This is a genomic window from Bifidobacterium amazonense (assembly GCF_018555435.2).
In the GTDB taxonomy this organism is placed as follows: Bacteria; Actinomycetota; Actinomycetes; order Actinomycetales; family Bifidobacteriaceae; genus Bifidobacterium; species Bifidobacterium amazonense.
The window spans coordinates 1-2293 of the sequence record NZ_JAFEJT020000117.1 but is presented as its reverse complement, the minus strand read 5'-3'; the positions used below and the strand labels follow the sequence as shown (position 1 = coordinate 2293).

At 60.3% G+C, this 2293-nt stretch carries 2 protein-coding genes; both read right to left on the bottom strand.

All coding sequences use genetic code 11. The annotated features are described in order from the left end of the window. Positions 1-137 precede the first annotated feature (137 nt). Positions 138-1337: a 3'-5' exonuclease gene (locus tag JS533_RS13525; protein WP_241515336.1), complete on the bottom strand. Its 1200-nt coding sequence runs from the start codon at positions 1335-1337 to the stop codon at positions 138-140. Continuing rightward, positions 1267-1449, bottom strand: coding sequence for a hypothetical protein (locus tag JS533_RS13520; protein WP_241515334.1), 183 nt, complete (start codon positions 1447-1449; stop codon positions 1267-1269). Before JS533_RS13520 ends, JS533_RS13525 begins: the two co-directional genes overlap by 71 nt. Positions 1450-2293 lie beyond the last annotated feature (844 nt).

The window sequence follows — 2293 nt, the reverse complement described above, 5'->3', positions numbered from 1 at the left end:
AGACATCCATCGGCGTGTCGAAAACAACCAAAACACACCACACACCAACCACACCACCCACCAACACCACCCAAAAAACCCAAAAAACACCAACCACCAGCGTGTCGCACAACCCACAACCACCACAACAAGTCACATCAGTACTCCTCCGGATCACGCGCCTCGTGCGGAGCGGGCAGTTGTATGCGCAGCCCATGCACTCCCCTCTCCCGATCGGCCTTCCGATCGGGGACATGCGCGATCATCAACGCGTGGCCGCCGGGCACCTGACCGCAGTGACGCGCCATCTGCAACGGCGTGATATCGCCCATGCGATGCCCGTCCAGCCACGTCCAGTAGGTCGGCAGACCCGCCGTCGGCCCCTCGCCAACACCACGTTCGACGCGGACCCACAGCCATGCGTCGTACCCATACGCGGCCAACAGGTGACGATTGGTCAGATGGCTGACGTTCACGCCGCATTCGTACGTCGCCAACACCGGCAGATCAAGCGACGGCTTTTCATTCACCGGCTCGCATCCGCGACCGGCCGAGCGGCTCCCATGAAGGAATCCCCCGGACTTGCGACGACGATCCTCGCCAAGACGGACACGTTCCATGCCGATCTCATGCGGGCTGAGCACGATCGGCTCACGCAGATCGGTGAGCCTATCCCAGCAACGCCACGTCCACCAGGCATCCGACAGCGCACGATGCTCCTCGACCTCATCGAATCCCAACAGCCGCATGACGGCCTGCAACGAATGCGACGGGGCGTTCGGCATCAGCGAGCGCGACAGATCCAACGTATCCTCGCACATCGCCGCATACTGCAGCATCGCGTGATGGCTCCCGCCCAGCATGCGCAGATCAAATCGGATGTTATGGCCGAGCACCACGATGTCCGGGGTGATCGCCTCGCAGAACAACCTGCACATATCCTGCGAAAACGGCTTTCCCACCAAATCCGATTCACGGATCCCGGTAAGCGCAGTGATGCCCGCCGGCAGGTCGCATCCCGGGTCCAGCAGTTCATCGCAAGCCAGCCACGGCTCGCCGTTGCGCAGCAGTATCGCGCCGATCTCGATCACTTGGGCGTCTGCGCCCAGACCGGTCGTCTCGGTATCCATCACCAGCATCTCGCATTCGCGCGCGGCACGCACGAATTCGGGAAGCGGGACGAGCGGGATGCCCTTGTAATCAGCCATGATGCCTGCGAGCGCCTTTCGGAACAGTCGGGACAGCGACGACTTCCAGATTGGCGGCAAGGATGGACGGCGGCAACGCTCATGCACACTCCATGACACGGAATACAGGGGAGAAAAGGTTTTCACGCCCAGAGTCGTTAACGGATTCACGATAGAGAATCCCCCGGCGGATATCAGCCTCGCAGCGGGCCTCCCAGTCGGTGGTGCCCTCCGACGGCGGACCGATCTGTTCGAAGTACAGAACGTCGTTGTCTTCGGTCATCCTGACTCCTTGCACACGAGTCTGGGCATGGTAAAGCTTTCCGGCGCAAAGACCTTGGCCGAAGCGGCCGGAGCCTCGCTTGGCTCCATCGTCTCTCCAATACGATTTCAGGGCCGGATCGGGGTCACATGGATACAACGATGACCGCATGTACATGCCCATGGCTTTCGGAGCCGCCCCTGACACGCCCTCCGCACCGGAGTTCATCGGAACCAGTGCGCATCTCCTGCCATGTGGATTGCATCTGGTCCCTGGAATTAAAACACACGTGTGATTAAGTCCGTCGGATCGTCATATGCAGTGGCGAAGAGCATTCATAGGCATTTGATTCCGGTGAGCAGCGGCATGACGCCGATCATTGCAGGATGATCGTCTCGGGACGGTTTCCCGTATCACGACAGGCGATCGATCGCACGCACATCGGCGGCATGCTTTGCTCGCGGGGACGAGGATGCCGGGTCTACGCTGCGCAAAGCGCGATTATGTCCACGATGCTCGATCCGAAGGCAAGTCCGGCGAGCCCCGGCAAAACAAATGTGAAGAGATTGTGAATTCCAATGTCACAAGCCCGATATCCAGCGCCAAGGAGCGTGGCAGGTGGGTCATCGGCATCGAATCCCGGCAGGCAGACGGATACGCGACTTCGCACCGATCGGCGCCGCATAACGAAAAAACGGAATTCCAAGGACCTACAGCCCTTGGAACTCCGCCATTATCGTCGGACCAGCGGGATTTGAACCCGCGGATACGAAAGCCGTAACCCCTACTGCCGCAAGGGCTACGAGGCTTCCGTGAGATCGTCTGCCCACATTTTGCCCACATTCTGCGAGACGAGCAGCGCGCT

Excerpts from the sequence above, each read along its gene's own strand:
- JS533_RS13520 (WP_241515334.1), bottom strand. The coding sequence starts at position 1,449 with ATGACCGAAGACAACGACGTTCTGTACTTCGAACAGATCGGTCCGCCG.